We start from the raw sequence: 14,084 nt of genomic DNA on the forward strand, positions 1-14,084 counted from the left end.
ATGCCAAAACGTACAGACATAAAATCCATCCTGATTCTTGGTGCTGGCCCGATCGTTATCGGCCAGGCATGTGAATTTGACTACTCCGGTGCGCAGGCGTGTAAAGCGCTGCGTGAAGAGGGCTACCGCGTCATTCTGGTGAACTCGAACCCGGCAACCATTATGACCGACCCGGAAATGGCTGATGCGACCTATATCGAGCCGATTCACTGGGAAGTGGTACGCAAGATTATCGAAAAAGAGCGTCCGGATGCGGTGCTGCCAACCATGGGCGGCCAGACAGCGCTGAACTGTGCGCTGGAGCTGGAGCGTCAGGGCGTGCTGGCTGAGTTCGGCGTCACCATGATTGGTGCAACTGCCGATGCCATCGATAAAGCCGAAGATCGTCGTCGCTTCGACGTGGCGATGAAGAGCATTGGTCTGGGCACCGCACGTTCCGGTATCGCGCATACCATGGAAGAAGCGCTGGCGGTGGCCGAAGACGTTGGCTTCCCGTGCATCATCCGCCCTTCCTTTACGATGGGCGGCACCGGCGGCGGTATCGCCTATAACCGCGAAGAGTTCGAAGAGATTTGCGAACGCGGTCTGGACTTGTCGCCAACCAATGAGCTGCTGATTGATGAGTCGCTGATTGGCTGGAAAGAGTACGAGATGGAAGTGGTACGTGATAAAAACGACAACTGCATCATCGTCTGCTCGATCGAAAACTTCGATGCAATGGGCATCCACACCGGTGACTCTATCACCGTCGCACCCGCGCAAACTCTGACCGACAAAGAGTATCAAATCATGCGTAACGCCTCGCTGGCGGTACTGCGTGAAATCGGTGTCGAAACCGGTGGTTCGAACGTGCAGTTCTCGGTGAATCCGAAAGATGGCCGTATGATCGTCATCGAAATGAACCCGCGCGTATCGCGTTCGTCAGCGCTGGCTTCAAAAGCGACCGGCTTCCCGATTGCCAAAGTGGCGGCGAAACTGGCGGTGGGCTTTACCCTTGATGAGCTGATGAACGACATCACCGGCGGCTTAACGCCTGCGTCGTTCGAACCCTCTATCGACTACGTCGTTACCAAGATTCCTCGCTTCAACTTCGAGAAGTTCGCCGGTGCCAACGATCGTCTGACCACGCAGATGAAATCGGTCGGTGAAGTAATGGCGATTGGCCGCACGTTCCAGGAATCGATGCAGAAAGCGCTGCGCGGTCTGGAAGTCGGTGCCAACGGTTTCGACCCGAAAGTCAGCCTCGACGATCCAGAAGCGTTAACGCGCATTCGCCGCGAACTGAAAGATGCCGGTTCTGACCGTATCTGGTACATCGCCGATGCGTTCCGCGCCGGCATGTCAGTTGATGGTGTGTTCAACCTCACCAACATTGATCGCTGGTTCCTGGTGCAGATTGAAGAGCTGGTGCGTCTGGAAGAGCAGGTTGAACGCGAAGGTGTGAACTCGCTGAACGCGGAGTTCCTGCGCGCGCTGAAGCGTAAAGGCTTTGCTGATGTCCGTCTGGCCGCGCTGGCGGGCGTATCTGAGGGCGAAATCCGTAAGCTGCGTCAGCAATTTAACCTGCACCCGGTTTATAAACGCGTTGATACCTGCGCCGCTGAATTCGCCACCGACACCGCCTATATGTACTCAACCTACGAGGAAGAGTGCGAAGCCAATCCAAACCAGGATCGTGAAAAAATCATGATTCTGGGCGGCGGTCCAAACCGTATCGGCCAGGGCATCGAGTTTGATTACTGCTGCGTGCATGCGGCGCTGGCGCTGCGTGAAGACGGTTACGAGACCATCATGGTCAACTGTAACCCGGAAACCGTCTCAACCGATTATGACACCTCGGATCGCCTCTACTTCGAGCCGGTCACGCTGGAAGATGTGCTGGAAATCGTGCGTATTGAGAAGCCGAAAGGCGTCATCGTACAATACGGCGGCCAGACGCCGCTGAAACTGGCGCGCGCGCTGGAAGCGGCTGGCGTTCCGGTGATTGGTACCAGCCCGGACTCGATTGACCGTGCAGAAGACCGTGAGCGTTTCCAGCAGGCGGTTGATCGCCTGAGCCTGAAGCAGCCGGCTAACGCCACCGTTGCCACGCTGGAACAAGCGGTTGAGAAAGCGGCCGGCATCGGTTACCCGCTGGTGGTACGTCCTTCTTATGTGCTGGGCGGCCGTGCGATGGAAATCGTTTACGACGAAATCGACCTGAAGCGTTACTTCCAGACCGCTGTATCGGTGTCTAACGATGCGCCAGTGCTGCTGGATCGCTTCCTCGACGACGCGGTTGAAGTGGATGTCGATGCGATTTGCGACGGCGAGCGCGTGCTGATTGGCGGCATCATGGAGCACATCGAGCAGGCGGGCGTGCACTCAGGTGACTCCGCGTGTTCACTGCCGGCCTACACGCTGAGCACTGAAATCCAGAACGTGATGCGTCAGCAGGTGGAAAAACTGGCCTTCGAGCTGAACGTACGTGGCCTGATGAACGTGCAGTTCGCGGTGAAGGACAATGAAGTTTACCTGATTGAGGTGAATCCACGTGCCGCGCGTACCGTGCCGTTCGTGTCGAAAGCCACTGGCGTGGCGCTGGCGAAGGTTGCCGCGCGCGTGATGGCAGGTAAAACGCTGGCTGAGCAGGGCGTCACTAAAGAAGTGATTCCACCGTATTACTCGGTGAAAGAAGTGGTGCTGCCGTTCAACAAGTTCCCAGGCGTTGACCCGATTCTCGGCCCAGAGATGCGCTCTACCGGTGAAGTGATGGGCGTCGGTCGCACCTTCGCTGAAGCCTTCGCTAAAGCGATGCTGGGTGCCCAGAGCAACATGAAGAAAACCGGTCGCGCGTTGCTGTCAGTGCGTGAAGGCGATAAGAAACGTATCGTCGACCTGGCGGCAAAACTGCAGAAGTTTGGTTTCGAGCTGGATGCGACACACGGTACCGCAGTGGTGCTGGGCGAAGCGGGCATCAATCCACGTCTGGTGAACAAGGTGCATGAAGGTCGTCCGCACATTCAGGATCGCCTGAAGAATGGCGAATATACCTACATCGTCAACACCACGGCGGGACGTCAGGCGATTGAAGACTCCAAGCTGATTCGTCGTAGTGCGCTACAGTACAAAGTGCATTACGACACCACGCTGAACGGCGGTTTTGCCACAGCGATGGCGCTGAACGCGGATCCAACGGAGCAGGTAATTTCGGTGCAGGAAATGCACGCGCAAATTAAAGGCTGATTCCAATTGGCTACTCACTAACGGCTCCTGCGGGGGCCGTTTTTTTATCCTTTTACCAATGCCCGCATTTCCTTATCTGTAAAAATCCTATTGATTTGACATATGTTTTATCAGTTGATGCGGAAAGCGTTACACTTCGGAATATCCGCACAAAATTATAAATAAGATCCCAGTTAGCGCACCGTACTATTTCGCCCGCTCACCAATAGAGCGCTCACCTTAACTGGGATATAAAAATGCAAATGCGTGCTTTCACTCTCAGCGCTATTGCTGCGTTACTCGCAGCGGCGCCACTCGCCAGCCAGGCGGAAATTACTTTACTCAAGCAGGATCCACAGGCGGGCGATGCGCTAAGCCGTCTCGACTTCAAAGTGGGCGGCAGTATTCGTCCGCAGTTCCAACATCAGAATGGCGTGAACGACAAATCGTACAAACGTAATGGCTACGACGGTGGCTCACGCTTCCGCTTCAGCGCCAATTATTACCTGTTCGACGACGTAAGCTGGGTCGGTTACTACGAGCTAGGCGTTAACTTCCCGGCCTGGTGGGGTTGGGACAATCATCATGCAGATGGTGCGAATAACACCTCGCGCCGCCAACTTTATACTGGCTTCAAAAGCGCTACCTTGGGTGAGCTCTACTTTGGTCAGCAGAACAGCGTTTACTACGATGTCGTAGGAGCGAAGACCGATATCTGGGATTACGACATGCTGGCGCAAGCGCCGGGCAATGGCATCAATGGTGATTACGATGGTTCTTACCGTTCGCGCAAAATGCTGAAGTACAAAAATACCTTCGGCGATGCGGATGTGTATGCGTCGTACCTGTTTGAAGATAATGAGTTCCTGCCAGGCAACGGCCTGCGTTACAAGCGTAAAGGCGGCGGCTCGCTGGGTGTGAACTACCACATCACCAAAGACCTGGCGTGGGGAACCGCGTGGAACTACACCCGCGCCGATATCCGCAATCCAGGCAATGGCGACAGCAAACGCTATGACCAGAATATCTACGGTACCGCTCTGAGCTGGACGCCGGATAACTGGACGCTGTCAGCCGGAGCGGGTTGGTATGAGAACTTCTCCCCAACCAAACGTAATACCGTTAACAATTACTTCGCGGATGACGCGTGGGGCATCGAATACTTTGCCGGCTACAAATTCCCAATTGGCCAGTATGCGGTGAAATCTATTCAGCCTTACTTCATGGGCGACCGTCTGGAGTTCGTCAACGGACGTGACTACAAGCGTATTGATAACGGCGTTGGTGTGAGTGCGCAGCTGGATTACGGCTTCCGTGTCGACTACGAATATGTCATCACCTCCAGCACCGACAAGTCACTGGGCAACGTGAATCTGGTGCGTCTACGCTACGATTTCTAAAGCGTTTCAACGGCTCCTGCGGGAGCCGTTTTCTTTTTTTGCACAGAGTGCGCTTTTCTTTACACTGCGATACCAATAACGCGACGTTTCGCACGGAGTTGTGCCGCCTCGTCAGCAATTTCTGGCTCCTCGCCCCGCAATTGCCGGGAAAGTCGGTGTAAAACTCTGTCCAATAACAAAAGTGCGGTGGCATCGGAGCTTTACGCAAATAGCGGGGGCGGCCTATCGACGAAAGTTTCGCCTTTACGTATGATGGCGCCAATTTTTTCCAGTAGGTCTTTTAACATGATTAGTCTGATCGCGGCACTGGCAGCGGATCGCATTATTGGTATGGAAAACGCCATGCCATGGAACCTGCCAGCAGATTTGGCATGGTTCAAACGTAATACCTTGAATAAGCCGGTGATTATGGGTCGTCTGACCTTTGAATCGATAGGCCGCCCGCTTCCTGGACGCCTGAACATTGTGGTCAGCAGCCAGCCAGGCAACCACGAAGGCGTCACCTGGGTGACATCGCTGGAAGAGGCGGTAAAAGCGGCGGGTGATGTCGAAGAGATGATGGTGATTGGTGGTGGACGCGTTTACGAGCAGATGCTGGCTCGCGCGGATCGCCTCTACCTGACCCATATCGATGCGGAAGTGGAAGGGGATACGCAGTTCCCGGATTACGAACCGGACGAGTGGCAGTCAACCTTCAGCGAATTCCATGACGCCGATGAGCAGAACTCGCACAGCTACTGCTTCGAGATCCTGGATCGCCGCAAGTAAACGTTGCCAGTGATGGCGACCCATAAAAAACCCCGCTTATGCGGGGTTTTTTATTTACGGCGTATCACTTAACGGTGGATGCGCACTCACCGCGCTTTCGGCCATTGCCTGTTCGCGATTGGATGCCTGTACGTAATACTGTTTGGTTTCCCAATGCAGCAGCGTCAATGTTCCACCCCAGCAGCAGCCGGTATCCAGACCAATCACATGTTCCGGTGTGCCTTTACCTTCCAGCGATGCCCAGTGACCAAAGATCTGCGTATAGTCGCTGTCGATTTTGCCCGGCACCTTAAACCACGGCTTGAGCGGCGGCGGCGCTGATTCAGGCGACTCTTTGCAGATCATATCCAGCTGGCCGTTCGGGAAGCAGAAGCGCATGCGCGTCAGCGCATTAGTGCTAAAGCGCAGTCGCGCCAGACCGCTGAGTTCCGGCGTCCAGTTGTTTGGCATGTCGCCATACATCGCATCCAGAAACAGCGGATAGCTGTCGCTGGAGAGCACCGCTTCCACTTCACGCGCGCACAGCTGCGCTGTCTCTAAATCCCATTGCGGCGTAATGCCCGCATGCGCCATCAACAGCTTCTTCACTTCATCTACCTGCAACAGTGGCTGACGACGTAACCAGTTAATCAACTCATCGGCATCATCGGCTTCCAGCAGCGGCGTCAGGCGATCTTTCGGCTTGTTACGGCTGATACCGGCATACACCGCCAGCAAATGCAGGTCGTGATTACCCAGCACCAGGCGCACGCAACTTCCCAGCGATTTTACATAGCGCAGCACATCGAGCGAACCGGGGCCGCGCGCCACCAAATCGCCGGTAAGCCATAAGGTGTCCTGCTGCGGATCGAAGTCAACCTGCGCCAACAGCGCACGAAGCTCGTCATAACAGCCATGAACATCGCCAATCAGGTATGTACTCATTGTCAGTCCGATTAAAACGCGCCGCCCGGACGGGCCGGGCGGAGGAGGATTAGTGAATGTGGGTTTGCACCGCGAGTCGGAACACCGGAATCTCGACGTGGAACTCTTCGCCCGCATCGTCGATCATCACATAGTGGCCTTGCATGGTGCCCATCGGCGTCTCCAAAATCGCGCCGCTGGTGTACTGATACTCGCCGCCGGCCGCAATGTGCGGCTGTTCGCCGACCACGCCTTCACCTTGCACTTCAGTCTCGCGACCGTTGCCGTTGGTGATCAGCCAATAACGGCTACGCAGCTGGACGTTGCTGCGCCCCAAATTGCGAATGGTGATGGTGTAGGCAAACACGTAGCGATCCTCGTCGGGCAAGGATTGCGACTCCACATACTGGCTATGCACATGGATACAGACGCGGGCCAAATCACTCATGCACTCAACTCTCCGGAGTTTCTGCCTGATGCTTGCTCAACCAGTTTGCCAGTTGGCAATATTGCGCCACAGAGACGTTCTCTGCACGCAGCGAGGCATCGATTTCTAATTGATCCAGCGCACCAGCCGCAAACATATGAGCAAGGCTGTTGCGCAGCGTTTTACGGCGTTTACCAAAGGCTTCCGTGGTGATACGGCTCAGCAGACGAATATCGCTGACCGGATACTGTGGCTGCATGTACGGCACTAAACGCACCACAGCCGATTCCACTTTCGGTGCCGGCGTGAAGGATTCTGGTGGCACTTCGAGCACAGGAATAACCTGGCAATAGTACTGCGCCATCACGCTCAAACGACCATAAGCTTTGCTGCCCGGACCGGCGACTAAACGATTCACCACTTCTTTCTGCAGCATGAAGTGCATATCTTTAATCGAACCAGTATAGCTGAAAAGGTGGAACATCAGCGGCGTCGAGATGTTGTACGGCAGATTGCCGAACACGCGCAGCGGCTGACCTTTCTCTTGCGCCAGCGCAGAGAAATCAAAGGTCATGGCATCCTGCTGGAAAATGGTCAGCTTAGGACCGAGGAACGGGTGCGTTTGCAGACGCGCAGCAAGGTCGCGGTCCAGCTCGACCACGGTCAGCTCATCCAGACGTTCGCCTACCGGCTCGGTTAATGCACCCAAGCCGGGGCCGATTTCCACGATAGCTTCACCTTTTTGCGGGTGAATGGCGGAGACAATGCTATCGATAATGTACTGATCGTTCAGGAAGTTCTGCCCGAAACGTTTACGGGCGTAATGCCCCTGATGGACGCGATTATTCATTACTGCTCTTGATCATAGTGATGGCGAGATTAAGCGCCGTGATAAAGCTGCCCGGTTCTGCCTGACCGAGACCGGCTAATTCAAGCGCGGTGCCGTGATCGACAGAAGTCCGGATAAAGGGCAGGCCAAGTGTGATATTCACCGCGCGGCCAAACCCCTGAAATTTTAGCACCGGCAAGCCCTGGTCGTGATACATCGCCAGAACCGCATCGGCATGTTGCAGGTATTTCGGCTGGAACAGCGTATCGGCTGGCAGAGGTCCGGTAAGTTGGATGCCTTGCTGGCGCAGTTCGTTGAGGGCCGGAATGATGGTATCAATCTCTTCGCGGCCCATATGGCCGCTCTCGCCGGCATGCGGATTAAGGCCGCAGACGAAGATATGAGGATGCGGTAAACCAAACTTCTGCTGCAGATCCCGATGCAGAATGGTGATCACTTCATGCAGCGTGTCGCGGGTAATTGCGGCAGAAACATCTTTCAGCGGCAGATGGGTGGTAGCCAATGCCACACGCAACTCTTCTGTTGCCAGCATCATCACCACTACATTGCCACCGGCGCGATCGGCAAAAAACTCGGTATGACCGGTAAACGGAATGCCCGCATCGTTGATCACGCCTTTGTGCACCGGACCGGTAATCAGCGCGGCAAATTCGCCATTCAGACTACCGTCACAGGCGCGCGTCAGGGTTTCCAGCACGTAGTGACTGTTTGCGACGCAGAGTTCTCCGGCGGTCACTGGCTGAGCGGTATCGACCTGCAGCAGCGTAAGCGTGCCGGCCTGCTGCGGTTGTGCCGCAACGCCAGGTTGATAGTCACGCAGCGTCAGCGGCAAACCCAATAAAGCAGCGCGACGGCGCAAAAGCTCGCCGTCGCAGCAGACCACCAATTCAACCGGCCAGTTTTGCTGCGCCAGTTGCAGGGTGAGGTCGGGACCAATCCCGGCGGGTTCGCCGGGCGTGATCACCACACGATAATTACTGACCATTGTTATCCAGAATTTTCACGTAAGCACTGGCGCGCTGTTCCTGCATCCAGGTTTGCGCCTCTTCCGCGAATTTACGGTTGAACAGCATGCGATAGGCGCGCTCTTTCTGCGCGGCATCGGTCTTATCAACCTGACGCGTATCCAATAACTGAATCAAGTGCCAGCCAAATGAGGAGTGAACCGGCTGGCTGACCTGGCCTTTCTGCAGCTTCAGCAATGCATCACGGAATGCCGGATCGTAAATTTCTGGAGATGCCCAGCCGAGATCGCCGCCCTGGTTAGCCGAACCCGGATCGTCGGAGAACTGTTTGGCCGCTGCGGCGAAGGTGGTTTTACCACTTTTAATATCCGCTGCAATCTGTTCGATTTTGGCCTGCGCCTGAGCGTCGGTCAGGATCGGTGACGGCTTCAGCAGAATGTGACGCGCATGCACTTCAGTCACAGAGATGCTTTTGCTTTCGCCACGCAGGTCGTTCACCTTCAGGATGTGGAAACCAACACCTGAACGGATTGGACCGACGATATCGCCTTTCTTCGCGGTGCTTAGCGCCTGCGAGAACAGCGTTGGCAGCTCTTCGATTTTGCCCCAACCCATATTGCCGCCTTTCAGCGCCTGCGGATCGGCTGAGTAAGTCACGGCCAGCTTGCCGAAGTCGGCACCGCCTTTCAGCTGAGCAACCAGTTGGCGCGCCAGCGTTTCCTGGTCGTCAACCTGCTGCTGCGTCGGGTTTTCTGACAGCGGCAGCAAGATCTGGCTGATATTCAGCTCAGTACCTTGCGTGTTCTGCGCACCCACCTGCGTAGCCAGCGTATCCACTTCCTGCGGCAGGATAGTGACGCGGCGACGCACTTCGTTGTTACGCACTTCTGAAATCAGCATCTCTTTGCGGATTTGCGCACGGTAATCGTTGTAGTTCATACCGTCGTAGGCCAGACGGCTACGCAGCTGATCGAGGCTCATGCGGTTTTGGGCGGCAATGTTCTGAATTGCCTGATCCAGCTGCTGATCGGTAATCTGCACGCCCGCTCTTTCACCCATTTGCAGAATGATGGCATCCATGACCTGGCGTTCAAGGATCTGATGACGCAAGGTTTTGTCATCAGGGAGTTGCTGGTTTGCCTGCTGCGCCTGTGATTTCACGGTGCGCATCATGTTATCAACGTCACTTTCCAGTACCACGCCGTTGTTCACGACTGCGGCAACTTTATCAACCACTTGTGGGGCTGCGAACGCAGTGTTAGCGGTAATCGCTACACCAAGAATCAGCATTCTCCAGTTCTTCATACTTTATCCATTGTTGTTTCCGCACTGCGGGAGAGCCTGTCAAACATCACAACATCAGAAAGCGCGCTGGTAAGGGATGATGCCCTGACGCAGCATTTCGTTGGTGCCTAAGCCATAGTTAGAACTCAGACCACGCAGCTCAATGTTGAATGAGATTTGGTTGTCATACTTACTGTCGTTGTTTTCCCAACCGTTGATCTTGCGTTCGTAACCCAGACGAATGGCATAGCAGCACGAGCTGTACTGCAGGCCGACCAGCTGTTCAGCCGGACGACTGTTGCGGGTATCGTAGTAATAACCGCCCACCAGTGACCAGGCATCCGCAATCGGCCAGCTGGCAGTGCCGCCCACCTGTGAAATCCCGTTTTTGTAGATCGGGTTAGTCACCAGGCTTGAGTTATTCAGCGCCTGCGCCACATATTCCGGGCTGCTGTAGCGATAGCTCAGCTGCACCATACGATCGGCATCCTGACGATACTCAACTACCGCATTGCCCTGCGCGACGTTATCGAGGCGGGTGTCATATTGCAGACCGCCACGCGCGCCCCAGCGATCGCTGATTTTCCAGTACGTGTCGCCGGCCCAAACGAGGCTGCCGGTGTCATCTTCCTGGTTCGTCTGGTTTACGCCGGTACGAGACGGGGTAAACGAGTAGATTTGACCCACAGAAACGTTAAAACGTTCAACCAGATCGTTATCATAAATACGCGTGGTTACGCCGGTCGCCACTTCATTTGCTGAAGCGATGCGATCCAGGCCGCTATAGGTACGATCGCGGAACAGGCCGGTGTAGTCGGTTTGCAGCAACGTCGAGTCGTACGGATAGATATTGCTCTGGTTACGATAGGGGACGTAAAGGTACTGAACACGCGGTTCCAGCGTTTGCGTATAGCCTGGTTCCCAGTCCATATCGCGGTCAAACACTAGGCGGCCATCCACTTTGAACTGGGGCAGCGTGCGGTTGACCGAGTTTTCCAGCTGATTATCACGAGCGGTATTAACCGAGGTGTTGTAATACTCAACGTCATCCTGCTGATAATGGGTTGCCAGGAATTTCGCTTCGGTATCGAGACTCGCCCAGCCGTTAGACAGCGGCAAATTCAACGTTGGCTCAACATGCAGACGCGTGGTTTCAGGCATCTGGCTATTGACGTTGGTAAATTTCACCGCCTGCGCAAAGATTCGACCATCAAACGGTCCCATATCGTTCTGATAGAAGTTCAGATCGAGCTGCGGCATCGCACGATAGACGTTGCTGTTGCTGGTGTTACCAAACACCTGGAAGTCTTTGGTCGACAGCGTCGCGTCCCAGTTGGTATCCGCGTAGCCAAGGCTGAATTTCTGCGTGGCGTAACCATCGGTGGAGCTGTAGTACTTCGACTCAAGATCGTTGAAGTAATAGGGATCGCTTACTTTGGTGTAGTCAGCGTTGAAGCGCCAGTGCTGGTCGTATACACCCGAATGGCGCCAGTAGAACAGCCAGCGATCGGAGCTATCGTCCTGCGCGATACCACGCACTGCTTTGTCATTGTCGTACTGCTTATCTGACTGCAGATAATCCAGCTCCATCAAGCCTGCGCCAAACACCGTCAAATAGCGGAATTCGTTCTGCAGCTGCAGACCCCGTTTTTCCATATAGTGCGGCGTGATGGTGGCATCGGCCTGCGGCGCGATGTTCCAGTAATACGGCAGCATGAATTCGAAGCCGTTATTACTGCCGTATTTCGCATTCGGGATCAGGAAACCGGAGCGGCGGCGATCGCCAATCGGTAGCTGTAAATAAGGGCTGTAGAATACCGGCACATTGCCGAGCTTAAAGCGGGCGTTCCAGATTTCCGCGACTTCTTCTTCGCGGTCCTGAATCACTTCGGAACCGACCACGCTCCAGCTGTTGGAACCCGGCAAACAAGAGGTAAAGCTGCCGTTTTCCAGAATGGTGTAGCGATTGTTACCGCGCAGTTTCATCTGATCGGCATCGCCGCGGCCCTGACGGCCAACCATCTGATAATCACCGTTCCACACGTTGGTGTCTTTGGTGTTCAGATTTGACCAGGCTTTCGGACCTTTGAGGATGACCTGATTGTCGTCATAGTGCACATTACCCAGCGCATCCACGGTACGAACCGGCGTGGTTTGGCCTTCCTGCTGACGTTGATGCAGCTGCACTTCGTCGGAACGCAGGCGGCTATTGCCTTGCTGCACGTCGACGTTACCGGTGAACACCGCATCATCCGGATAGTTGCCTTTGGCGGAATCAGAATGGATGGTGACCGGCAGCGAGTTGGTGTCGCCATTGACCAGCGGGCGGTTGTAACTCGGCACGCCCAGCATGCACTGCGACATCAGATCGTCGGCGAGTGATGACTGGCTATAAAGCGCTGCACCAATCATGGTAGCCAGCAAGGTAGGTATACGTTTTTTCATACGCGGTTTCGATAATTCCATGAAAACTGGCATCATGCCGACAATCCGGTCAGAGACTAACTTACTGCCCGGCGTTGCGCCAGTGTTAATCCTTGTCTGTCCGCGTTGCCGTTAGGCGCTGAGATAAATGACAGGTATGATAATGCAATTTTCAGCCGCAAGCATGGCGAATTGAGGAGTTTATGCGCTACTGGGGAAAAGTAATTGGTCTGGCGCTCGGGATATTTTCCGGGGCAGGCTTTTGGGGCATTGTACTGGGTCTGATCATTGGTCACATGTTTGACAAAGTGCGCAGCGTAAAAGGACAGGGCTATTTCGCCAATAACCAGGCGCGTCAGACGCTGTTTTTCAGTACCACATTTCAGGTGATGGGCCATTTGACCAAATCAAAAGGGCGCGTCACCGAAGCGGATATCCAGATTGCTTCCTTATTTATGGATCGCATGCAGCTGCATGGCGATGCGCGCACTGCCGCGCAGCGTGCGTTCCGTGAAGGTAAACAGAGCGACTATCCGTTGCGCAGTAAACTGCGCGAGCTGCGCAGCGCCTGCTTTGGCCGGTTTGATCTGATTCGGATGTTTCTGGAAATCCAAATCCAGGCCGCCTTCGCTGATGGTTCACTGCATCCCAACGAACGTCAGGTGCTGTATGTGATTGCCGAAGAGCTGGGTATTTCACGCGCACAGTTCGATCAGTTCCTGCGCATGATGGAAGGCGGTCAGCAGTTTGGTGGCGGCGGTTCTTCCCGCGGCGGCGCCTATCAGCAGGCGCAACGCGGTCCTACGCTGGAAGATGCCTGCAGCGTGCTGGGCGTGAAAAGCAGCGATGATGGCACCACCATCAAGCGCGCGTACCGTAAGCTGATGAGCGAACATCATCCTGACAAGCTGGTGGCGAAAGGTTTACCGCCGGAAATGATGGAGATGGCGAAGCAGAAAGCGCAGGAGATTCAGGCGGCTTACGATCTGATTCGTAAGGAGAAAGGGTTTAAATAATTTTATTGCTGTCCCCCATCCCGGCCTTCCCCCGCAAGCGGGGGAAGGAGATGCTGCCCCATGCAGCTTCATCACTAACATGTAGCAACATCTTCCTCCCCCATCCATGGGGGAGGACCGAGGAGGGGGACTGCAAGCACGGACCGAGGAGGGGCAGCATCTCCAACACTAAAATCCCGCCGGCTGCCTGAACGTCATGCTATTGCCAAACGCCGGATGGGTGATCGTCAGCGACTCCGCATGCAACTGCAAACGCGGCGCCATCGCCAGCGCCTCATCATGTGCATAAAAGCGGTCGCCAAGAATCGGATGCCCCAGCGCCAGCAGATGCACACGCAGCTGGTGTGAGCGTCCGGTAATTGGCTTAAGCTTGACGCGCGCACTGTTCGTGGCTTCATACTCCAGCACCTGATACTCGGTCTGCGCCGCTTTGCCGTTCTCGAAACACACCATCTGCTTCGGCCGATTCGGCCAGTCGCAAATCAGCGGCAGATCGATCAAACCCTCTTCTGCCGCCGGATGGCCCCACACGCGCGCCACATAGTATTTGGAAGGCTCGCGCTCACGGAACTGGCGCTTGAGCTCACGCTCTGCCGCTTTATTCAGGGCCACGACGATCACGCCGCTGGTAGCCATATCGAGACGGTGCACCGATTCCGCCTGCGGGAAATCACGCTGGATGCGCGTCATCACGCTATCCTTGTGCTCTTCGAGACGGCCCGGCACCGACAGCAACCCGCTCGGTTTATTAACCACCATAATGTGCTCGTCCTGATACAGAATATGCAGCCAGGGTTCGAGCGGCGGGTTGTAAGCTTCCATCAGCATGATGTCGCGGTCCTG

At 55.2% G+C, this 14,084-nt stretch carries 11 protein-coding genes; 4 read left to right on the plus strand and 7 right to left on the minus strand.

Going from position 1 to position 14,084, the window contains the following annotated elements:
- The 3 genes from carB (at position 1) to folA (ending at position 5,372) form a co-directional block, all read left to right on the plus strand.
- Positions 1-3,225, plus strand: a complete 3,225-nt coding sequence (carB, locus tag P6287_RS03370; RefSeq protein WP_101762143.1) for a carbamoyl-phosphate synthase large subunit — start codon at positions 1-3, stop codon at positions 3,223-3,225.
- A 236-nt stretch (positions 3,226-3,461) separates the two neighbouring features.
- A complete protein-coding gene (locus P6287_RS03375) occupies positions 3,462-4,604 on the plus strand; it encodes an autotransporter domain-containing protein (RefSeq protein WP_101762142.1) in 1,143 nt (380 codons plus the stop codon).
- 285 nt (positions 4,605-4,889) lie between these two features.
- Positions 4,890-5,372 carry a type 3 dihydrofolate reductase gene (folA, locus tag P6287_RS03380; RefSeq protein ID WP_101762141.1) on the plus strand — a complete coding sequence of 161 codons (483 nt, stop codon included), beginning with the start codon at positions 4,890-4,892 and terminating at the stop codon, positions 5,370-5,372.
- Positions 5,373-5,426: 54 nt separating this feature from the next.
- Here the strand turns inward: folA and apaH are convergent, their stop codons facing one another.
- The 6 genes from apaH to lptD are packed head-to-tail and all read right to left on the minus strand — an operon-like array spanning position 5,427 to position 12,246.
- Complete coding sequence (gene apaH, locus P6287_RS03385) at positions 5,427-6,296, minus strand: bis(5'-nucleosyl)-tetraphosphatase (symmetrical) ApaH (RefSeq protein ID WP_277974507.1); 870 nt, start codon at positions 6,294-6,296, stop codon at positions 5,427-5,429.
- A gap of 49 nt (positions 6,297-6,345) precedes the next feature.
- On the minus strand, positions 6,346-6,723 hold the full coding sequence (gene apaG, locus P6287_RS03390; protein ID WP_101762139.1) for a Co2+/Mg2+ efflux protein ApaG: 378 nt from the start codon (positions 6,721-6,723) through the stop codon (positions 6,346-6,348).
- A gap of 4 nt (positions 6,724-6,727) precedes the next feature.
- On the minus strand, positions 6,728-7,552 hold the full coding sequence (rsmA, locus tag P6287_RS03395; RefSeq protein ID WP_008108647.1) for a 16S rRNA (adenine(1518)-N(6)/adenine(1519)-N(6))-dimethyltransferase RsmA: 825 nt from the start codon (positions 7,550-7,552) through the stop codon (positions 6,728-6,730).
- A complete protein-coding gene (gene pdxA / locus P6287_RS03400) occupies positions 7,545-8,537 on the minus strand; it encodes a 4-hydroxythreonine-4-phosphate dehydrogenase PdxA (protein WP_277974508.1) in 993 nt (330 codons plus the stop codon). The genes rsmA and pdxA overlap by 8 nt, the downstream gene beginning before the upstream one ends.
- The gene (gene surA / locus P6287_RS03405) at positions 8,527-9,822 is read right to left on the minus strand and encodes a peptidylprolyl isomerase SurA (RefSeq protein WP_101762137.1); all 1,296 of its coding nucleotides are present in this window, start codon (positions 9,820-9,822) and stop codon (positions 8,527-8,529) included. Before surA ends, pdxA begins: the two co-directional genes overlap by 11 nt.
- Before the next feature lie 54 nt (positions 9,823-9,876).
- On the minus strand, positions 9,877-12,246 hold the full coding sequence (gene lptD, locus P6287_RS03410) for an LPS assembly protein LptD (RefSeq protein WP_225614463.1): 2,370 nt from the start codon (positions 12,244-12,246) through the stop codon (positions 9,877-9,879).
- Positions 12,247-12,428: 182 nt separating this feature from the next.
- On the opposite strand from lptD, the gene djlA reads away from it, so the two are divergent.
- Complete coding sequence (gene djlA / locus P6287_RS03415) at positions 12,429-13,241, plus strand: co-chaperone DjlA (RefSeq protein ID WP_061718138.1); 813 nt, start codon at positions 12,429-12,431, stop codon at positions 13,239-13,241.
- 168 nt (positions 13,242-13,409) lie between these two features.
- Here the strand turns inward: djlA and rluA are convergent, their stop codons facing one another.
- Complete coding sequence (gene rluA, locus P6287_RS03420) at positions 13,410-14,069, minus strand: bifunctional tRNA pseudouridine(32) synthase/23S rRNA pseudouridine(746) synthase RluA (protein WP_137385141.1); 660 nt, start codon at positions 14,067-14,069, stop codon at positions 13,410-13,412.
- Between the last annotated feature and the right edge of the window lie 15 nt (positions 14,070-14,084).

It is taken from the genome of Pantoea sp. X85, from assembly GCF_029623675.1.
Classification (GTDB): Bacteria; Pseudomonadota; Gammaproteobacteria; order Enterobacterales; family Enterobacteriaceae; genus Pantoea; species Pantoea leporis.